Raw genomic sequence first — 20,345 nt, forward strand, 5'->3', positions numbered from 1 at the left:
GGTACATCATGTACCGAATGCCTCCGTTCCCTTTGGTTCGCCCGAAATTTACTGTTTAAAGATTGTCTTTCGCGAGTAAATATAGTACAGAAACACAATTTCCATTTGGTACCCATAAAACGAAGGGGTGGTTTTTTGAATAAAAGACAAAAAAGAAATATACGACTGATTGTACCGGCCGTTTTATGGGTATTTGTAATGGTTTCACTTTGGAGCATTGCTCCCGATTTAGATATTTTAGTGAGGGAGCATGGGCAACATGATATTCCCGAAGGATACTCCACCCAAATTGCTCAGGATATTTTAGAAGAGCACGAGGGTACCTCTGGGGAAGAGGTATTGGTGCTTTATGAAATGGAAGAGGAGCTAGAAGCCTACGAGGATAAGATCCTTACCATGAAAGACGATCTTATAGAAGACCCGGGAGAACTGGAAATCGCGGAGGTGGTCACCCCCTTTGACGGATCTCAGGAAGAAAACCTTCTGGTGGGGGAGGACGGCGAACTGCTCCTAGTCATTATTGAGCTGGATATGACAGTATCGGAGATCTCTTTTGTACGGGAAGAGATTCAAGATAAAACGGAGATTGAAGGAATGGAAAGTTACACAACCGGTGCGGCGATTATCGAGGATGATGTGCTTACAACCACGGAAGAACGTTTAGGGATGATTGAGTATTTAACCGTGGCCCTGGTATACATCGTTTTGCTGGTGGTTTTTAAATCACCAATTGCTCCCCTAGTACCCTTAATTACCTTAGGGGCTTCCTACTTTACCAGTATAGCCATTGTATCTTTGTTGATTGAGCATGTGGGATTTCCCGTATCCAATTTCAGTCAGGTATTTGTTTTAACGGTAACCTTTGCCATCGGTACGGATTACGTGATTTTGCTGATGAAACGTTATCAGGAGGAGTTAACGGAAGACGAGAAAAATGGCAGGAATCATAATAGTGAGGATAATCATCAGCGGGTACAACGAACCTTCCGCTTTACCCGAGGGGCGGTTTTGTCCAGTGCTATTACGGGATTTGTAGGGTTTGTAACCATCGGTCTCGCGGATTTTAACCTGTATCGTTCCGGTGTGGGGGTAGCCGTTGCGGTGGTGGTTCTGATTCTTGCCATTTGGACCTGGGTACCGCTTTTTATAGGAGTGATCGGTCAAAAACTTTTCTGGCCCTCCCATAAGTCTACGAAAAAAGAAAACAATCGGGTTTGGGGGTTTATCGGACGATACAGTACCGGATACCCCGCCTGGTCTTTGCTTTTTTTAATCATTCTTATGATTCCGCTGCTGCTTCTCTTTCGGAATGAGCCCTCTTTTCATTCCCTGGATGAACTGGAAGGGGACCAGGAGTCGGTGGTTGCCTTTGAAAAAATTGAAGAGCATTTCGGGGAAGGGGAGTTTTTCTACGGAAATTTAATTGTGGAGGCGGAGGATCCCAATTGGGATGATGCCCAGCGGATTTCTTATGGAGAGATGGTAACGAACGACCTTTTGAAAATCGAAGATGTTGAGGAAGTACGAACCATAACCCGGCCGGAGGGCTCTCCCATTGATGCGATTACCGTACCCTACCAGGCCGGACTGATAACCGACGAGGTGGGGGAAGCCTTGGAAGGGGTTCAAGAAATTCAACAGGGTCTGGAGGAGATGGAAGAAGAGCTTCGCAGTACAAAGGATCAGCTGGCGGGTCAGGAAGATGAGGTTCAGGAATTGGTCGACGGTACGGCGGAGAGTCGAAGTGCTTCGGGACAGTTACAATCCGGGGCCAATGAAGTAAACCACGGGGTTCGAAATATGCGTCAAGGGTTACGCTCTACCCAAGATAGTTTAGAGGAGTATTATAATTGTTTGGATATGATTGACAGTTTGTTTGAAAAACTGATCGGTCTGTTCAGTGATGAAGAAATTTCTGTCCTCAGTCCGGTTTTGGAGCCGTTACAGGAAGGAATTGAAGAAGTACGGCGACTGCAGCAAGGACTTGGAGAAGCTTCAGCGGGTCTCGATGAGATCTCCCGGGGAGCAGGTCAGCTACAACGGGGTCTAAGGGAAATTGAAGAGGGGCAAAAGGCCTTAATGGACTCCTTTACCGACCTGCAGGAAGGACTCGAAGAATTTCATCAGGGGGTAGTGGATTTGATGCACGGGGTGGATGAGCTGGAAGAAGGAATGATCAGCCTTCAAGAGGCTTTTGAGGAGGTGGCGGATCAGGAAGAAAACGTACTGGCCGGGATTTTTATTCCCGAGGATCTCTATGAAGAGGAGTTTGGAGATGCCTGGGAGGCCTACGGTACCCCGAATCGAAACGTTGTTATTTTTCAAACCCTTTTAGGGGTGAATCCCTATGGGGACCGGGCGATGGATGTAATTGAAGATATGGAGGATGTGGCCCGATTCAGTTTGCAAAAATCCGATTATGAGGATTCTAAGGTGGCGATTGAAGGGCTTCCTGCAAGGAATCGGGACCTTCGGGCATTGTCCCGTCAGGCTTTTTTCCAAACGGCGACCTATATGTTAATCGGGATATTTGTAGTGCTGACGATTCTTTATAAATCCTTAATCATGCCGATTTATGCAATGTTCTCCTTGGTGATCACCTATATCGCCTCTCAGACCATTGTGGAGCTGATTTTCATCAACGGGCTGGGATATCCGGGAGTGATGTGGTCCGTACCTTTTTTCACCTTTGTGATGCTGATGTCCATGGGGGTGGATTACTCCATATTTTTATTGACCCGGTTTAATGAAGAGATGGATAAGAAAAAACGGCGGACCACGGGGGATGTAAAAAAGGCCATGCATACTGCCATGAAGAAAGTGGGGGGCGCCGTATTCTCCGCCGCCGTTATTCTAGGAGCCAGTTTCGCCGCTATTACCCTATCGGGGATTCAGTCCCTGGTACAAATCGGATTATGGATCATCATCGGTCTCGGCTTTTATGTTTTGGTACTCCTGCCTATATTTATCCCTGCGGTAGCCAGTCTTTTCGGAGGAAATAACTGGTGGCCCTTCCATTTGATTTCCGGGAAAAAGGGGGCCGGAAACCCTTCGAATCTGACCTTGAATTCTACTGCCGCTGAATTGAAAAGGACCGGGAAGGCTCGGGAAGAAAATGCAAAAAACAAACGAGGCTCCAGGGCTTACCTCAAATCCAAAAGAAGGAAGGGCATAAACCCTTCCCGTAGGAGAGATAAGAGAAGTCTTCGAAGGCTGAGAAAATCAAAATAAGTTGAATACTTCCGACCATAAAAGCATGATGAATATAAAGGCCACCATCATGTAGTTCGCCGCTTGAAAAGAGAGTTCATATTCCCGTACTTTTTCAAAGAAGGAGGCAGTAATAGGAGATTGGCGGATGAATAAATAGGCAACCAAAAGATATAACAGAAAGAAGAGCCATGCTTCTGGGGAAAGGGGGGCCTCATAAAAGCGGAGCCCTCCAAAACCGGGAACCATCAATTGGTACAGGTTTAAAAACAGGATCCCTGCGGTCAGGAGGCCTAAGGAGAGGCGGTCATAAATACTGACGGTCAGGGGCTTTCGAGAGCCACGGGGAAGGAGGATCTGCAAAAGTCTTCCAAATAGGATTAGGGTGCCCAGGTTGATGAAATGATAGCCCAAATAAAACAGCGGTTGATCCCGAAGAATCATTCCGACAAGGGCTTTTCCCTGATAGCCCAGCAGTAGGGGGGTTCCCATAATGGATAGAATTCCAAAGAGCATCACAGCGCCCACCAGGGGCATGCGATGCAACACCCCCCGGATTTTTTCCAGATCATAGGTTTTATAGCTGCGAACAATGGAGCCCGCCCCTAGAAATAGTAAAATCTTTAAAAATCCGTGGTTTACAATATGGACCAAGGCTCCGGAAACCCCTTCCGATGTGGGAACTTCCAAAGAACTAAGGCCCATGACGATAAAGCCGATATGGGAAATGGTGCTAAAGGCGAGCAGCCGTTTAATATTGGTCTGACTGATACCGAAAAACAAGCCACACAGTGCGGTGATCATTCCCAGAAGAATAAAAAAGTCTTTATAGGCCTCCATGGGAAAGACCTGTTGGATTTTATACAGTCCCAGGACACCGCTTTTTACCATGATCCCCGAAAGTACGGCGGAGATACTGCTGGTGGATACACTGTGGGCCCGGGGCAGCCAGTTGTATACGGGAAAAAAGGCGGATTTCACTCCCATAGATACGCACATCAATACGAATATCATGATCATCGTGGCATCCTGTTCCATACCCGACAAGGCATCCTGTACCAGTCCCATATGAAGGGTTCCCGTCATGCGGTAAAGCATACTGAGGCCGATCAGAAACAATAAAATTCCCGCGGTATTAAAAACGATGTAGTAAATCCCGGCTCTTAAGGAAGGGCCGTCTTTTTTGTAAATAATTAAAATACCTGATAGAATCGTGGCAATTTCAATGAACAAAAACAGGTTGAAAAAATCGTGGGCATGGACAATACCCATAAAAACCCCCTGCAAAAATAATAAAAAGAAATAATAGCTTGAGGACTGTTTTTGATGGGGCCAGCTGTAAAGGATTACCGAAAACCACAACAACACCGATAATAACCCGTAGCCGTAGGTAAGGGTATTGGAAATCAAGGTGATGTTGAGCTTGTCACCGAAGGCTCCCAGGACCAGGTAATATTCCCCCTCGGGAAGATAAAGAGAAAAATATCGAAGTCCCACAACCAGCAGGGCTCCTTGTGCAATAAAGGCTAAAAGATTGCTCCTGGGATCATTGATCAGATAAATAACAATGGCGAAAATAATCGGAATCAGAATTGCAAAAATGGGATAATAACTCATTGGTTATCCTCCTTTTCTAAAAGGAGTTTCCAGTCTAAAGTCCCGTATTGGTGGTATATTTTAATACTCATCATCAGGGCTAAAGCGGTTACGGAGGCACCGATAACAATGGTGGTAATCATCAGTGCTTGGGGCAGGGGATCCACCGGTTTTCCTCCCATAGAGGGGATAATCGGCACCGCACCTTCCGGCACATAAAACAGGCGAAGGAAAAAAAGAATCACCGCGGCCTCCAAGACATTAAGAAATACGATGGATTTAATCAGGTGACGGCTGGTGGCCAGACCGTAAAGGCCCAGACCGATCATCAATAGAATTAATGAGAGCTGCAACATCTACTTTCCCTCCTTTACAAAGCGGGTAAAGATTATGGTTAAGCCCGAGGAGACCTTCAGTCCGATTAAAAGATTTAGCAACACCAAAAACAATCTTCGCAGTTCCGGATCCAGGGATCCGGATAAGAAGTTGGTAAAAGGAGCACCTTCGGTAAAAAGACTGATAAGGCCCAGGCTTAGCAGGGATAAAAACAGGATCTTCTCCAGTCGGTTTAATAAATTTGTGTCTGCCGAAGCTTTTTCCGGGATGTATACGGAAATCAGTCGGGCGGTGGCCAGGATGACGCCGCCCTGAAAGCCGCCTCCGGGGCTGAGATCCCCGAATACGATAATGTAAAATCCGAAAAGTAGCATAAAAGGATAAAGTATTCGGCTGACCGCAAGGATGGTGTCGCTGTCCTTCGGTGCGGCGGCTACCTTTGCCCGGGGAAAGGGCCTTGAATAAGCGGAAGACTGGGTCATATAAAGCACCCCCGCTGCGGAAATTAGAAGAATTCCCGCTTCAAAAATGGAATCGAAAAGACGGTAATCCAGTAAAATCGCAGCCACCAGGTTTTTGGATGCGGTGTCGTCGTAGCCTTGTTGGATTACGGTCTCGCCAACGGAGGTTTCCGGAGAAAAGTTTTCCAAGGGAGCCGTGGCCGTAAGGGAATAAAGTAAAATAAAGCCGAACATCAACAGCAGCATCAGTTTCTTAATCATAAATCTCATCCTCCTCTACGACCTCAAATCGAATGCGAGGATCCTCATGAAGCACCCGCCGTAATTTATGGTGGAGAACGCTGCTTTTTTTCATGACAAATACATATTTACCGTCCCGGTGACTTTTTACAATGATCAAATCCACATTCCGTTCGCGAAAAGCCCCTTTGATTTGCACATGATGTTCGAAATAAATATCCAGAGTCAGGTCATAGGAATCCGTAAATCGTTCTAGGGGTTTGAAACCGGGGCAGCCTTCCTTTTCACTAAAGAACTTATCCTCCACCCGGCTGACCACCACAAAGTTCTTCTGTTTTCCCAGGGCAATGGTAAAAAAAAGCGGCAAAAGGGCGCTGCCGATGGCAATTTCCGCTAAGGCCACATCATAGGCGTGGTATAGAAAGTAGAGTGCCGACATCAGCAAAGAGAAAACTGCAAAATAAATAATCAGGCGAAGGGACTCCTTTTCCCGAAGCATAATGATGATAAAAAAGATGATTAGGCCGTAGAGTATCAGATACATCGCGTTGCACCTCGCTTTGGTCTAATGACCGGTTGGTCTTTTCATCGGAAGGGTAATTCTTTGTTGAAGACCGGTCAGTTTATGGAATTTAAGACTCTTTTAGCTCCTGGTCGTCCTTTGAAACAGTTTCCGGATCCTTTAAGGGAATTCCGTTGATTAAGGCGGAGCGCCCGATGAACTGACTGTTTAAGGGGCTGGTGATCAGGAAAAACAGCAGGATTGCTAAAAGCTTCAGGGATTCCCACTGCAAGCCGATCCGAAACACCAGGGCAAGGATAATGGAAAAGAAGGCAACGGTGTCGATCTTCGAAGCCACTAAAATTTTCAAATAGATGCTTTTAAAACGAAAAAGACCGATTACTCCAAAGAGTAAAAAAATCCAGGAAATCATAAGAAAAAAATTGCTGATCATTTTTGGCGGCCTCCTTCCATCAGAAAGCGGGTAATTAAGGTGACAGCTAAGAATCCGACGATGGAGAAGGTAAGGGCGATATCGAGAAAAAAGAAATTATCCCGCTGAAAGCCGATCAATAAAAGCAGTAAAACGGTTTTGCCGCTGATCAGGTTTAACGCCAGGATCCGTTCCCAAATCGTAGGACTGAAAATGAATTTTATACTGATTATCCCTATCGCCATAAGCAGGAGAAGAATTGTAAACTCGATCATCAAATCCCTCCTTTTAAAAAGGGTTGTTCCAGCCGGGTTTTAATATCTTTTCCTATGGTTTTACCCTGTTGGAAATCATTTTTCACCGAAAGCACCAGCAGTCGATTTCGCCGCTGGTCCAAGGTGATGGTTCCCGGAGTCAAGGTGATGGAATTGGCAATTAACGTGGTGATAAATAAATTGTTGTTCTCCAAGTCCATGGAAAAGATAATGGGATCGTCATTTCCTTTGATGATGGTCACCAGCAGGCAAAATCCGGCGTAGTACATATCCAAAATCAGACGGATACTGTGGCCGAGTAGGAGCCCAAAAGAGGGCAGGGAGAAATAGGAGCCTTGATCATGATAATAGGTCCCTTTTGACAGAAACACCACCAATAGGGAAAAAAGCCCTCCGATAAGTATATTGACGGGGGCAAGACTTAGGGAAAAAAGCATCCAAACCCCCAACAAAAATCCAAAGAGTTTAAATTGAAAAATTATTTTATCCATGGTTATCCCTCCTTGCTTGCCGAAGTTTTCCCTATATTATCCGTCCCCGTTCGCATTTATTGCCCCAGGCATCAATCAATTCATCACCCTGATAAACCGCAATAATCTCACAGTGGTTGGCACATTTATCACAGGGTATCCCTTTGGTTTGAAAGTCCGCTTCGGAAATTTTAAAATCAAAGGGGCGGTGGTCTTTGGAATTTTTCGCAAGGATCGCGGTACCCAGAGCGCCGATCAAGTGAGAGTCGGGATCCACATGAATTTCATGACCCGTGATCCGCTCAAAGGCTTTGGTAACTCCGATGTTTTTGCTGACGCCCCCTTGGAAAATTATGGGGGGGATAATCCGTTTTCCTTTAGCCACGTTATTCATGTAATTTGTCACCACGGACTGACAGATTCCTGCGATAATGTCTTTTTTAGAATGCCCGATCTGGCTTTTATGCACCATGTCGGACTCGGCAAATACACTGCAACGGGCGGCCAGTCTGGTGGGATTGTCTGATGTCAGAGCGATTTTACCGATATCCTCCACCTTTTCGTTCAACCGCTGAGCCAGGCTAGAAAGAAAAGCTCCTGTGCCCGCAGCGCAGAGAGTATTCATGGCATAATCCACCACAATTCCGTTTTCAATTAAAATGATTTTCGAATCCTGTCCACCAATTTCAAAAATGGTTCGCACCTCGGGGTACAGGGAAGTGGTGCCGATGGCATGGGTGGTAATCTCATTTTTTACCACGGAGGATCCGGTAATACTACCGATTAATCGCCGGGCACTGCCCGTAGTGCCCACGGCTTGAACCTGATAGGGATTCTCCCGATGCTTTTCGTTGACCCGGTCCAGTTGATCGGAGAGGGACTGGAGCATTTTTTTTACGGTGCCGATAGGATCCACCTCGGTCCAAAGATAATCCCGGGCTAAAATCATATTATTTTCATCGATGATTACGGATTTTGTGGAGATGGACCCCACATCGATTCCTAAATAAGCGGTTTTCATAGTAGTCCTCCTTTGCGCATCATAATCATGTCATAAAAGGCTTCCAAGCGGGTCTGGATCCCCGTATCACTGGTTTGAGAATCAAAGGTGAAGTAAAGGATCGGTATATTAAAGTCCCGACTGATGTTTTGCAACACCGGCATGGCATCCATCTCGGGAGTGCAGCCGAAGGATTTCACGTGAATGATCCCGTCGTACTTTTGTTTGGCAAAACGCAGGGCCTGATCCACAGTAAACATACTGGTGGCTCCCATAGAATACTTTGTATAACGTCTTACCCTTTTTTTACGTTTCCAATCTTTTCGAAGAACCGTGTTGGTCAGATTGATCCACCGGTCCACCACGATACCTTTTTTCGCCAGTTCCTTTTCGATGTCGTGGTTGCTAAAGGGTTCCATAATGGTATAATACTCGCCGATCACCCCCACTCGAATGGGATTGTGGGGTTTATTCAGCGGAACCTCCAACAGATGATCCGTGGTCTTTTTGTAAAGTTTTTTCACGTCTTTCTTGGAATCCGTTAAACGCAGTTGCTGTAAGAAGTCTTCGTGAATGGCCTCCAGGATTCCCGGAGACGTTTGAAAACCGCTGTTTTTTCGAACAAAGTCCTCCACCTTATCCATGGTCTCGATCATGGTCATTACCATCGGCAGGGTGGAGCCGATTTGTTTTACGGACATAGCGGGGTTGATTTCTTTAAAGCTCTGATAAAGGGTGACGGGTTTGGACAGGGCTCCCTGGGACAAAGTGATAAAACGAACATCATGACCCAAGTCTTTAAGAATTTGAGACTGCAGCTCGCCGTAATAACGAAGACGGCAGACACCTCCGGTTTGTACCAAAGTGTCGGCACCTTTCTCAATGGTTTCGATATAATTGCCCATATTAAACTTAAAAGGGGCACAGATGTAATCCGGGCTGTGAAGGCTTCCAAGTTCCAAGGTCTTTTTCGTAATCACCGGAGGCACTACATAGTCCACGTCCAGTCCCCGGGTAAACAGGCGCTCCAAGGGAACGTAATAATTTCCAAGATGGGGAAAGCTGACCTTATATTTTGTCATAATAGCCCTCCTTTTTAAATCGGATAATGTCGATGAAGCTCTCCAGCCGGGTCTCCATCCCTGCGGTTCCTTCCTGGCCGTCAAGAATCAGTTGTAGTACCGGAGGATTGTTAATCCGTCGAAGGACTAACTCGTTGATTAAGGAATCGGGACCGCAAGGGAAGGCGGTTATCAGTACAATACCGTCGACCTTATGCTGATAGTGGGCGATGGTGCCCACCAGTTCCCGGTTAAAAACCCAGGGAATGTTTTGGGATATTTGATGGGAGGTTCGGTGAATCTCCTTATCATGGACCCGGGCAGCGGAAATGGGTATGGTGTCAAGTTTTTTTAACATCTCAAACACCGGGGTGCCCAAGTGGGGATCATGTAGATTGTAGGCATGGCCCGCCACTAGAATTTTCAAGCCATCCCTTTCCATGGCCTCCCGTACTTTGTTTCCCTCTAAAATTTGCTGGGTTTTCTCTCCCTGTTTCGCTATCAGGTAAGCCCGAAGGCTTTTCGTACGGCTTTTTCCCAACTGTTTTCCCAGCTTCACAAAACCCGGAGTTTCTGCATCGGCATTTCGAAAGTCCACGTTGTAATGGACCAGCTCAATTTCCTGGTCCCCAAAAGTGTTCCTTACCAAATCGAATAGCGCGGGAAACTTGGTACAGAGTTCACCATCCATACCATAGGATGAGATTCGGGGCACAAAGATTTTATCGCACTTGTCAATCAGCCAGTGTACATGACCCAAATACACTTTCGAAGAAAGACACGCCTCATCAATGGCGAATTCATTCCCCCGGTCCAGGATCTCCTGATTGGTTTTGGGGCTGACAATGTACTTAATACCTAAGGCGTCAAAGAAACCCTTCCATAGGGTTTCGTGCTTATAATATAAAAATCCTCGGGGAATTCCGATAATCATAAATATCACCTGCTTTACTTTAGTATTTGTGATTAGTTTATCATATGAAAGGGGAAATGTGAATGAAGGGGGAGGGGAATAGAGGTAATTATAAGAAAAGTTTATGAACTCAGTATGAACTCATTTTCCTAGCGCGGGATCAACAACAAGGGTTTATCTTTATGAAATAAGGGAATAATATGAATATCAGATTAGTTAATAGGGAGTTGAAGCTATACCTCTACAGAAGGCTTTGTTAATTGAAGGTATATGTAAAAGGAGGATTATCATGAGGGATGTTCAAAAAAAGCGGGAGGTAAAAGAGACGGAAACGGCAACGGATACTTTAAGAAGGGTCATCAGAATCATTTTTTCTTTAGCGGGAATTATTCTGTTATTTAGATTTGTGTTCCTGCTTTTCGGGGCCAATCCGGACAATCAGTTTGTGGATACTCTCTATGGCATTACCGAACCCTATGTAGGAATTTTCAGTGGTATTTTCCCGGAGACGGAATGGGGAAGGGGAGTTTTTGAACCGGCGACGTTGATTGCATTAGTCGTTCTTTTTATAGCATCCTGGCTGATCCAATCCTTATTTGCGAAAAGAACCCTACGCCGGGAGGAGTACGTCGCATCAGATCATACCCCTAAGGAAGATCCATCCTCAGAGACCACTGAAGATACCGCCGTAAGGGAAAAGGTTAAAGAAGAAAAGGTTAAAAAAGAGGGAGAAGAATGATGCTCCGCTCTTGAAAAAATTGTGGATTCTCCAACCCGAATGGAATTTAAAGTCTTTTCATCGGAAAAGGAGGAAGAGGCCCGAGCCTGGTTACGTTAACAAGGTCACTGTTTCAGCTAATCGTTTTCAAGGAACCGAAAATAAGGGGAGAAACTTGGTATGATCAAAGAAATCATCACCGACAAAAATTTCATCGGAAACGTAATTCAAAGGTTCTTTCGTTGGGTAGTGAATCTGTTGGTGTTATTACTGATCGGATCATGGATATTGTCTTTTATGTCGGAGGATTCTTTTTTAGAAGTGTTAAGCCTCATTTCTTTAGGCTGGAGTCTTAGGGTTGTCCTTGTATTGTTTCTGATTGTTACTGTCAGCGAAATCATTAGAGAGTACAGAAAACGCTACACAATATAAGCGATAAGTTAAAAAAAGTGTACCAGAGGGTCGGACCCTCTGGTACACTTTTTTTACTGTCAATAGATGAAAAAAATCAGCATGTAAATCGGGTTTTTATTTATCAGGGTCGTTAAAAGTGAATATTTTGGGTAAATAATCTATAGATTAAGATTTAAGATTAACAGTTTTTTGTCGCAGTGGAAGATGCTTTTACGGTTCTTAAAAGGGGTGTAACGATGGCAAGGTATGAATTTGATGGAATTGAAACAAAAAATTTGATCCTTCGAAGGTTCAAGGAAAGTGACATCAAAAGATTTTACACCTACAGGAATCATCCGGAAATTCGACGGTACAAGGGAGAAGGATGGTGTGACTGTACCTTTGAAAAAGCCAAAAAGTTTATTAGGGAACAGGCAGGGGCGGAACCCCAAAAGTCGAATAAGTGGTTTCAAATGGCCATCGAGTTGAAATCAAGGGGGGAATTGATCGGAGATTTAGGAATTTACATTTCCGATTCCGATGAATGGAAAGCCCAAATTTTTGTAACAATTGCACCGGATTATCAGCAGGAAGGTTTTGCAGAAGAAGCGGCGACGGCGGGGCTGAACTATGCATTTTCGAATCTTGATGTTGAAGAGATGGTTGCCATTATTGATACTCGAAATCAACCAGCGGTAAGTTTGTTGGAAAATTTGGCTTTTGAACGACAGGGAGACTTTACAACCAATGAGGAAGTTGACGGAGAGGACCGCACCGAGCATTTATTTACCCTGGGGAAAGAACAATGGATTGGAGCTAATATTTAGAAAATTTTTTGTTGAGAGTTTTTTTTATCTATACGGATCAAATTAACATCGACAAAAAAATACAAGCTTCGGGAAAATTCTCCGAAGCTTTTTTTTGTAATTTTACTTCCCGATTATTCGTTTTTAATTTTGCACAGTTAGACTCTATTACAAAAAAGAAAAAGCGGAAATCGCGGACAAATATTGGAATTCCCGGTAATGAATTCACAATCAAGGGATTAATGTATAGAAAAAAGGGTATTTGAAAATTACTGAGAAGTTCTTATCCTAAGAAGATAGAGGATAGAATTTTGCCGTAAAATAAAGAAATGATTGTTATTTCATGAAAGCAAAAACCTTACAAAGTATAAAAAGGAGGACTAATTAATGAAATTCATTGGAAAGTTGAAAAGCAGCAGGAAATTGAGGTTTGCTCTATTAGTTTTGGGAGTGTTTATTTCGGTCCTGGGCTGTTCCGAGGAGACCGTAGAAAATGGCCGGGGACTATTTTACGAAGTGACGGGGGGAGAAAATCCGGTATATTTAATGGGTTCTATCCATATAGGAGAGGAAGAAATGTATCCACTACATAACTCCATTGAAGAAGCCTTTGAAAGCTCCGATGTATTGGTGATGGAAATCGACTTGGACAATCTTAACGAAATGGCCGTAGCTCAGGAAATGATGGATTACGCCATGTATGATGATGAAAGCAGAATGCGGGACACCATCTCGGAGGAAACATTTCAGGAACTATTATCCTACGCCCAACCCTTAGGCATTGGAGAAGAAATTCTAGATCTTTTCCGTCCCTGGTACGGCACAATGCTTCTTACAGAAATTGCCGTGGAGAAATCGGATTTTTCCCAGGAGTATGGAGTGGAACAGTACTTTCTTGATCAGAAGGGGGACCGGGAAGTCATAGGACTGGAATCCGTTGAGGATCAATTACGGCCCTTTACCTTACTATCCGATGAATCCCAGCAGCGGTATCTGGAAGAGACCTTAGGGGAGATGGAAACCGTAAACGAACAGTTTCGAGAGATGCTGGATTACTGGGAGCAAGGAGATTTGGAATATTTTGAAACCCTTCGTCGGGAGAGTATGGAAGAGGTTGGGAGCGAATCCTTTCAGCAGTATCAAATCGCCATGCTTGATGAACGGGATCTGAACATGACGGAAAAAATCCAGGAGCTTTTGGAAAATGACGAAGAGGAGACTTACTTTATTGTAGTGGGTTCTTTGCACCTCGTAGGGGAAAACAGCATTGTATATAATTTAGAAGAGCTGGGCTATCATCTGGAACTGGGGTATTAGTTAGGATAAGGGACCTAACTATACGCCAAACAAGCCGCTGGTATTTTTATATCGACGGCTTTTTTCACTAGTACCGGAATACCCCTTTCAATGTATTCTGAAAACAATTATAATAAAGGGGAGCAATCACGAATTAATCAATATAGAGAAAGGAAGGATTCCAATGGATAAAATCGATATAAACAGTGATCTTGGAGAAAGTTTTGGGGCATATCGATTGGGCATGGACGAAAAGGTACTGGAGCACGTAAGCTCTGTCAATATAGCCTGCGGTTGGCACGCCGGGGACCCGATGGTTATGAAAAAAACAGTGGATACTGCAATAAAGCTGGGGGTCGCCATCGGAGCTCATCCAGGACTTCCGGATTTAATGGGGTTTGGTCGCCGGGAAATGGCAATTACCCCGGAAGAAGCAAAGGCCTATGTGATCTATCAAGTAGGGGCATTAAAGGCTTTTGTGGAAGCGGCGGGAGGCAGACTGCAACATGTAAAACCCCATGGAGCACTGTATAATATGGCGGCGAAGGATCTGAAGCTGTCCCGGGGGATTGCGGAGGCTGTAAAAGCGGTGGATTCGGATTTGGTGTTGGTGGGACTTGCCAACAGTTACCTGGTAAAAGCCGCAGAAGAAATAGGACTCAAGGCGGCTCGGGAAGTGTTTGCGGATCGAGCCTACGGCAAAGACGGAAACCTGGTGTCGAGAAAGGAGCCCGGGGCTATGATCGAGGATCAAGACCTGGCTATAAAACGGGTTGTACGAATGATCAAAGAAGGAAAGGTAGAGGCGATCACCGGGGAAGAAATCAGCATTTGGGGAAACACCATTTGCATACACGGAGACAATGAAAAAGCCCTGGGTTTTGTTAAAAAGATTCGAAAGGCTCTTAAAGAGGAAAACATAGATATCGCACCGATGAACAACAGATTTCTAAAGAGCGGATCACGGGGAGGAATGACGAATGGACAAGGCGATTGAGTATAAAAGTGCCGGAGACCATGCTCTGGTAGCAGAGTTCGGAAATGAAATTTCGAAAAAAATCAATGAACAGGTGCGGGCTCTTGCCTATTTACTACAACAGGAAGGAGTGAAAGGGGTTACAGAAACCGTTCCCACATACCGTTCGTTGATGATTCATTACAATCCGCTGGTAATCGATCAAAAATCATTGATTACAGAGCTTAAGAAAAGGGAAGAGAAACTAAAGGAATTAAAGATGCCGCCACCATTGATTACGGAAATTCCAACAATTTATGGGGGGGCCTACGGACCGGATTTAGAGGATGTGGCAAAACATGCAGGGGTCAGTGAAGAAGAGGTTATCCAAATTCATTCTTCTGGAGAGTACTTAATCTACATGTTAGGATTTACCCCGGGTTTTCCCTACTTAGGAGGAATGGATCCCCGAATAGCTGCGCCGAGGCTGAACAGTCCCAGAAAGAAAATTACAAGAGGCTCCGTGGGAATAGCCGACGCTCAAACGGGAATATACTCTCTGGACAGTCCTGGAGGTTGGCGACTGATTGGCTGGACTCCGGTAGCTTTATTTGATCCTAAGGGAACTCCCCCTTTTTTATTGAAGGCGGGAGACTACATAAAGTTTTGTCCCATAGACCATGAAGAGTATGAAAAAATTCAACGGGAATTGAAAGCCGGAGGCGTTCCCTGGAAAACCTATCGGAAGGACGAAGAGAAAGGATCGATGTAAATGGGAGAACTTAAAGTGCTTAAAGGCGGCCTGCTCAGCACATTGCAGGATGGCGGAAGAACAGGGTGCCAACAATACGGTGTGCCGGTTTCCGGGGTTATGGATGATTATGCCTACCGTATGGGCAATATTCTGGTGGGTAATGGCAGGGAAGAGGCGGTAATTGAAGTCACGATGATGGGTTTTGCCGCTGAGTTTCTACAAGAGGCGGTTATTGCGTTGACCGGAGGGGATTTAACCCCGACGATCAACGGTCGTCCCGTAGAAATGTGGAAATCCCTCGCGGTTTCTCCCGGGGACAAGTTGGCTTTTCAGCGTGTGAAAAGTGGCTGCAGAAGCTATGTGGCCGTTGCAGGAGGGTTCGATGTGTCGAAGGTAATGGGGAGCCGATCCACCTATCTCCGGGGAGGTTTCGGAGGTTTTCAGGGAAGAGCTCTTCGAAAAGGAGATCTGATGAAAATCGGCATCCCTGAGGGAGCCCAGGATAAATGTAAAGACCGGTCCCTGGGGGAACAGGGAATGATATATCCTAGGGAAATAAGAATCCGGGTAGTTCCCGGGCCTCAGGAGGAAGCTTTTACAGAGGATGGTATTAAGAACTTTTACATGGAGTCCTATAAAGTGACGATGGACAGTGACCGTATGGGCCTTCGCCTGGAAGGCCGGGAGATTAGCCACCAGGGTCCGGCGGAAATTATTTCCGACGGTATAGCCATGGGGGCCATACAAATTCCCGGTCACGGTATGCCAATTATTATGATGGCGGATCGTCAAACCGCCGGGGGCTATCCGAAAATAGGAAATGTGATTACTGCAGACCTTTCGAAGCTGGCCCAGGCAAAACCGGGGGATACTTTGTATTTTAAAAAAGTCTCCGTGAAAGAGGCTCAGAAAATTTTTTGGCAAAGAGAAGAGCAGTTCAAAGGAATGCAATATGCCTTGGATCATGGAGCAGAAAAATTCTGTAACCGGAAAGAGGAATCGTTGAAACCGGGACAAAAAGAGTTTAGGATCCGGGTTAATGAAAGGGAGTATACGGTTTTGGTGGAGGAGAAAAGGAAGCTATAGACGCTCCCCGGGAGAAAAAATTCAAGCAAAAAAGAGGAATATGGGTGCTCTTTGTCGAATAAATACAGTAGATTATCAAGGAGATGAAAACTCCATCGAAGGAGGGGGACCGATGAACCTGCTAAGAGAAATTGAAAAGTACGAGCCCTATAATGAACAGGAGTCCCGGGATAAAAATGTGATGCTGGGCTTTTTAAAAAATCAAAAAAACGTGTTGACCAGAGAAAACGAAATTGCCCATTTTACTGCCTCAGCATGGGTTTTAAATGAGGCTCGGGATAAGGTGCTGATGATTTATCATAACATCTATGATTCCTGGTCATGGACCGGAGGCCATGCCGACGGGGAGGAAAACCTATTGGCTGTGGCGATCAAAGAAGTCAAAGAGGAGACGGGGCTTATAGAAGTGCGACCGATTCAAACAGAGATCTTTTCCCTGGAGATATTAACCGTGGAGGGTCATTTGAAAAATGAAAAATACGTGCCTTCACATCTTCATATCAACTGCACCTATTTACTGGAAGCTAGCGATGACGAAAAGTTGTCCGTGAAATTCGATGAAAATCAAGGGGTATGTTGGATGGATATTGAAACCTGTGTTAAGGTCTCCAAGGAGCCTTCCATGCAAAAAATTTATAAAAAACTCAATGAAAAACTGCGACGTTATCAACTTCAGAATCGGAAACCGAGTAAGAAATCTAACGATTCAAAGGATATAATCTGTGTAGACTGTTTTTGAATTAAAGTTTTACTAAGCAAAAGACCTTGGAAATTATTCCAAGGTCTTTTGCTTAGAGGTATATGTTTCTAACAACACCCTAATCGTTGATCATTACTGTAGCCTCTCCATCGAGCACTACTTTTCCTTTTTGATTTTTACAGTAGGTATTCAGGGTAAGAAACTTTTTTTCTACATTGATCTTTTTGATGGCAACCACGGTGGTAATGGTATCACCGATATATACCGGCTTTTTGAAATTCAGGGTTTGGCCTAAGTAAATGGTTCCGTGTCCCGGCAGCTGAGTTCCGATGACCTTTGAGATAAGCCCGGCGGATAGCATCCCGTGGGCAATGCATTTTTTAAATATGGTATCCTTCGCGTAGTCCTCATCCAGGTGTACGGGATTATGATCGCCGGTGACCTTGGCAAAAGTTTCTACATCTTCTTTGGTAATAGTTTTCTCATCAAAGGCTTCATCGCCGACGCGCATACCTCTGAGCTCTGCATTTTCTACTGTTTCCATGTTAAAACCTCCATTCTTTATTGTTTGATAATTTGTTAAATAATTAACGTTACAAATTTATCATACACTTTTCCCCATGTTTTATCAAGGGCTATCCGGCAACTTTAACAACATTTTCAACTTTACAGATGAAGCAGAAGAAAAAGCTAAACTTTTCAATCAATAAGCCGATAATAATCATGGATTTATCGTAAAAAGGAGGAGGGCATTTATGTGGAAAGATCGTTATAAAATAGGGGTAGAACGGATTGACGAGCAGCACCGGGAACTTTTTCAAAGGGTAGAGGAGTTTTTAAAGGCCACCAATGACCCCCAAAGAACCTGGGAGGATAAGATTGAAAAAGTAAAGGAAACCATGAATTTTATGGGGGAGTATGTACATTATCATTTTGATGATGAGGAAAAACTTCAAGAAGAATTAGGGTACCCTAATATAGAGGATCATAAAAAGGCCCATGAAAAATTCAAAAAAGGCATTGAAGAGTATATCGAAAAACTTGAAAATGAAAATTATTCGGAGGAACTGGTACAGGAATTCGGCGGAAAGATTATGACCTGGTTGATTATGCATGTGGGGGATGTGGACCAAAAGATCGGAGACTACGTTACGAAGGAAAGGGAGGATTGCTAAAATATGAAGGCAGAATACTTAAATCCTTTTATTGAAGCCACCAATCGGGTGTTTCAGACGATGCTCAATTTGGAACCTGAGAAAAAAGAATTGAAAATGGAGGAAGATTTGATTACTAGTAATGATGCCAATGTGGTTCTGGGGGTTACCGGAGATCTTCAGGGTACTGTGATTTTCGGATTTCCTGAAGAGATGACATTGAAAATGGTAAAGGAAATGTCAGGAATGGAAATGGCGGAAATCAACAGTTTTGTATCCTCCGCGCTGGGAGAAGTGGCTAATATCATTTCGGGTAATGCCATGACCATACTCCATGATGAGAACCTGAGCTGCGACATTGTTCCTCCGAGGATTTTCATCGGCGAGTACAAATCCTTTGCTGTGGAGGAAGAACAGCCCCTGGTACTTACGTTAAGTACGGCGATGGGGGAGTTTGATCTGAATTTATTTTTAAAAGAAAAGGAATAAGGGAAAGACAACAATCGATGAACAATAAAAAACCCCGTGACTTGGAAAATCTAGGTCGCGGGGTTTTTCTTCTCTATAAAGAATCGGTAATTTTATGGAACACCGGTTGTTGATTTTTAAAACTGGTATAGTATTTGAAACCTAAACTCTCCAGAATTTCCAAGGCTTCAGGAAAATAAGTTCCGGTACCGCCAACTACGTGAGAGTCGGATCCCAGGGTGATGAGTTCACCCCCTAAGGCCTTGTACTCCTTTAAAATATCCACGGAGGGATGAAAGTCTCCCAAACCATAGCGAAGTCCCGAGGTGTTCAGTTCAATGCCTTTCCCTTTTTCAATAAGCAGTGTAAAAATTTCCCGTAGAATATCCCGGTAGCTACTTAGGGGGAGGGTGTGGGGATAATTACCATAACGCTTGATTACATCGATGTGACCGAAGGACTGAAAATGATCATAAGTGGCAAGGCACTGTTTCAGCTCGGAAAAATAATCGTTATAGGCCTGGAGTTGGCTCCGGTGGTCAAAAAAGTTACCGGAATAAAAATCTTCCCGATCCACACTGTGGATGGAAGCCAGGATGAAGTCAAAGGGAATATCCTTAAAAAGAGTGTGGTAGCGGTGGACTAAATGGGGTTGAAGTCCCAACTCGATTCCTACACGCACATCGATTCGATCCCGGTACTTTTCTTTTAATAAACCCAGAGTGTGGAAATACTGATCTATATCAAAGGTGAGGTCATTATCCTTGCCGTCGTAATCCAAGTCATAATGATCTGTAAAACAAATGGAACTTAGTCCTTTTTTTATACTTTCCTCGATGGTGTCTACCATAGGAGCGGCAGAGTCCGGGGAAAAGTTGGAATGTACATGACTGTCAAACATAGTAGGCCTCCTTTATATTAATACCTCATTAGTATATCAGAAATTGATTGAATAACAAAACCCCCATTAAGAATCACAAAAATGCAAGTCTTGTATTAATAGTTGCAAATAGCATCTTGGAGGAATAATTAACAATGACAAAAGTGGATGGTTAAAACGTTGGCATGTGGGGGTCTGAAAAAAATACAAGAAAGATGTTTAAAGAAATTACTCCCTGGGTAACTATAGTTATAAGAAAAAAATAATTTTAAAAAATCATTTGACAAACAAATGCACGGTTGGTATAATGATCTTACAGAGAAAATAAAAGGAGAGATAATATGAGAAAAGAACAAAGACATTTACCCAAGGTAGAAGAACGAAAAGATTGTGGAGCAATTACCTGTATTCATTGTGTGGCAAACTCTTGTACTCTAGAAGAGTGTGACATGTTTGAGAAGAAGTTGCGACAGGAAAATTAATCATAAAAGAACAAACCCCATATAAAAATGGATCCTGGAAATCGGGGTCCTATTTTTATGAGTAAATTCACCTCTTATGCAATAAAATTAAAAAGACCTGCACGGGCAAGAGAGTATAAAAAAAGCTCGGGTTTCTTAGAAAGAAACCCGAGCTTT

General features: G+C 44.1%; 24 protein-coding genes. 12 read left to right on the forward strand and 12 right to left on the reverse strand.

Annotation, left to right across the window (positions count from 1 at the left end; all coding sequences use genetic code 11):
• The first annotated feature begins 135 nt into the window (after window positions 1-135).
• Window positions 136-3,231, forward strand: coding sequence for an MMPL family transporter (locus ISALK_RS05165; RefSeq protein WP_160719823.1), 3,096 nt, complete (start codon window positions 136-138; stop codon window positions 3,229-3,231).
• Here the strand turns inward: ISALK_RS05165 and ISALK_RS05170 are convergent.
• From ISALK_RS05170 to ISALK_RS05215, 10 genes are all read right to left on the reverse strand, one after another.
• Window positions 3,223-4,827, reverse strand: coding sequence for a complex I subunit 5 family protein (locus ISALK_RS05170; RefSeq protein WP_160719825.1), 1,605 nt, complete (start codon window positions 4,825-4,827; stop codon window positions 3,223-3,225). The genes ISALK_RS05165 and ISALK_RS05170 overlap by 9 nt on opposite strands.
• On the reverse strand, window positions 4,824-5,162 hold the full coding sequence (locus ISALK_RS05175) for a sodium:proton antiporter (protein ID WP_160719827.1): 339 nt from the start codon (window positions 5,160-5,162) through the stop codon (window positions 4,824-4,826). Before ISALK_RS05175 ends, ISALK_RS05170 begins: the two co-directional genes overlap by 4 nt.
• Window positions 5,163-5,864, reverse strand: a complete 702-nt coding sequence (locus tag ISALK_RS05180) for an MnhB domain-containing protein (RefSeq protein ID WP_160719829.1) — start codon at window positions 5,862-5,864, stop codon at window positions 5,163-5,165.
• Entirely contained in the window at window positions 5,857-6,387 is a 531-nt protein-coding gene (locus tag ISALK_RS05185) for a Na(+)/H(+) antiporter subunit B (RefSeq protein ID WP_160719831.1), read from the reverse strand. The genes ISALK_RS05180 and ISALK_RS05185 overlap by 8 nt, the downstream gene beginning before the upstream one ends.
• A gap of 88 nt (window positions 6,388-6,475) precedes the next feature.
• Window positions 6,476-6,799, reverse strand: coding sequence for a cation:proton antiporter (locus ISALK_RS05190; protein WP_160719833.1), 324 nt, complete (start codon window positions 6,797-6,799; stop codon window positions 6,476-6,478).
• Window positions 6,796-7,053, reverse strand: a complete 258-nt coding sequence (locus ISALK_RS05195; protein WP_160719835.1) for an MrpF/PhaF family protein — start codon at window positions 7,051-7,053, stop codon at window positions 6,796-6,798. Before ISALK_RS05195 ends, ISALK_RS05190 begins: the two co-directional genes overlap by 4 nt.
• Window positions 7,053-7,544: a Na+/H+ antiporter subunit E gene (locus ISALK_RS05200; RefSeq protein WP_160719837.1), complete on the reverse strand. Its 492-nt coding sequence runs from the start codon at window positions 7,542-7,544 to the stop codon at window positions 7,053-7,055. Before ISALK_RS05200 ends, ISALK_RS05195 begins: the two co-directional genes overlap by 1 nt.
• Window positions 7,545-7,575: 31 nt before the next feature.
• Window positions 7,576-8,544, reverse strand: a complete 969-nt coding sequence (locus ISALK_RS05205; protein ID WP_160719839.1) for an acyl-CoA dehydratase activase — start codon at window positions 8,542-8,544, stop codon at window positions 7,576-7,578.
• Window positions 8,541-9,605 (reverse strand): 2-hydroxyacyl-CoA dehydratase, encoded by a 1,065-nt coding sequence (locus tag ISALK_RS05210; protein ID WP_160719841.1) that lies wholly within the window; start codon window positions 9,603-9,605, stop codon window positions 8,541-8,543. The genes ISALK_RS05205 and ISALK_RS05210 overlap by 4 nt, the downstream gene beginning before the upstream one ends.
• Window positions 9,592-10,518, reverse strand: coding sequence for an acyl-CoA dehydratase activase-related protein (locus tag ISALK_RS05215; RefSeq protein ID WP_160719843.1), 927 nt, complete (start codon window positions 10,516-10,518; stop codon window positions 9,592-9,594). The genes ISALK_RS05210 and ISALK_RS05215 overlap by 14 nt, the downstream gene beginning before the upstream one ends.
• Window positions 10,519-10,786: 268 nt before the next feature.
• Here ISALK_RS05215 and ISALK_RS05220 point away from each other — a divergent pair, with 268 nt between their 5' ends.
• The 8 genes from ISALK_RS05220 (at window position 10,787) to ISALK_RS05255 (ending at window position 17,244) form a co-directional block, all read left to right on the forward strand.
• Window positions 10,787-11,236 carry a YggT family protein gene (locus ISALK_RS05220; RefSeq protein WP_160719845.1) on the forward strand — a complete coding sequence of 150 codons (450 nt, stop codon included), beginning with the start codon at window positions 10,787-10,789 and terminating at the stop codon, window positions 11,234-11,236.
• Between the two features lie 159 nt (window positions 11,237-11,395).
• Entirely contained in the window at window positions 11,396-11,647 is a 252-nt protein-coding gene (locus ISALK_RS05225) for a hypothetical protein (protein WP_160719847.1), read from the forward strand.
• Between the two features lie 218 nt (window positions 11,648-11,865).
• Complete coding sequence (locus ISALK_RS05230) at window positions 11,866-12,435, forward strand: GNAT family N-acetyltransferase (protein ID WP_160719849.1); 570 nt, start codon at window positions 11,866-11,868, stop codon at window positions 12,433-12,435.
• Between the two features lie 366 nt (window positions 12,436-12,801).
• Window positions 12,802-13,731 (forward strand): TraB/GumN family protein, encoded by a 930-nt coding sequence (locus ISALK_RS05235; protein WP_160719851.1) that lies wholly within the window; start codon window positions 12,802-12,804, stop codon window positions 13,729-13,731.
• 163 nt (window positions 13,732-13,894) lie between these two features.
• Window positions 13,895-14,707: a LamB/YcsF family protein gene (locus ISALK_RS05240; RefSeq protein WP_160719853.1), complete on the forward strand. Its 813-nt coding sequence runs from the start codon at window positions 13,895-13,897 to the stop codon at window positions 14,705-14,707.
• Window positions 14,691-15,437: a 5-oxoprolinase subunit PxpB gene (gene pxpB, locus ISALK_RS05245; RefSeq protein WP_160719855.1), complete on the forward strand. Its 747-nt coding sequence runs from the start codon at window positions 14,691-14,693 to the stop codon at window positions 15,435-15,437. The genes ISALK_RS05240 and pxpB overlap by 17 nt, the downstream gene beginning before the upstream one ends.
• Complete coding sequence (locus ISALK_RS05250; protein WP_201756841.1) at window positions 15,438-16,505, forward strand: 5-oxoprolinase subunit C family protein; 1,068 nt, start codon at window positions 15,438-15,440, stop codon at window positions 16,503-16,505.
• 112 nt (window positions 16,506-16,617) lie between these two features.
• Window positions 16,618-17,244 (forward strand): NUDIX hydrolase, encoded by a 627-nt coding sequence (locus ISALK_RS05255; RefSeq protein ID WP_160719857.1) that lies wholly within the window; start codon window positions 16,618-16,620, stop codon window positions 17,242-17,244.
• Between the two features lie 79 nt (window positions 17,245-17,323).
• Here the strand turns inward: ISALK_RS05255 and ISALK_RS05260 are convergent, their stop codons facing one another.
• The gene (locus tag ISALK_RS05260) at window positions 17,324-17,749 is read right to left on the reverse strand and encodes a MaoC family dehydratase (protein WP_160719859.1); all 426 of its coding nucleotides are present in this window, start codon (window positions 17,747-17,749) and stop codon (window positions 17,324-17,326) included.
• A 211-nt stretch (window positions 17,750-17,960) separates the two neighbouring features.
• Here ISALK_RS05260 and ISALK_RS05265 point away from each other — a divergent pair, with 211 nt between their 5' ends.
• Together ISALK_RS05265 and ISALK_RS05270 are read left to right on the forward strand one after the other, a co-directional pair.
• Window positions 17,961-18,380, forward strand: a complete 420-nt coding sequence (locus tag ISALK_RS05265) for a bacteriohemerythrin (protein WP_160719861.1) — start codon at window positions 17,961-17,963, stop codon at window positions 18,378-18,380.
• Between the two features lie 3 nt (window positions 18,381-18,383).
• Window positions 18,384-18,848 carry a chemotaxis protein CheX gene (locus ISALK_RS05270; protein ID WP_160719863.1) on the forward strand — a complete coding sequence of 155 codons (465 nt, stop codon included), beginning with the start codon at window positions 18,384-18,386 and terminating at the stop codon, window positions 18,846-18,848.
• 73 nt (window positions 18,849-18,921) lie between these two features.
• Here ISALK_RS05270 and ISALK_RS05275 read toward each other — a convergent pair whose 3' ends face one another.
• Window positions 18,922-19,728, reverse strand: coding sequence for a histidinol-phosphatase HisJ family protein (locus ISALK_RS05275; protein WP_160719865.1), 807 nt, complete (start codon window positions 19,726-19,728; stop codon window positions 18,922-18,924).
• Window positions 19,729-20,048: 320 nt separating this feature from the next.
• On the opposite strand from ISALK_RS05275, the gene ISALK_RS05280 reads away from it, so the two are divergent.
• Complete coding sequence (locus ISALK_RS05280) at window positions 20,049-20,189, forward strand: hypothetical protein (protein WP_160719867.1); 141 nt, start codon at window positions 20,049-20,051, stop codon at window positions 20,187-20,189.
• The last annotated feature ends 156 nt before the right edge of the window (window positions 20,190-20,345 follow it).

It is taken from the genome of Isachenkonia alkalipeptolytica (assembly GCF_009910325.1).
Classification (GTDB): Bacteria; Bacillota; Clostridia; order Peptostreptococcales; family T1SED10-28; genus Isachenkonia; species Isachenkonia alkalipeptolytica.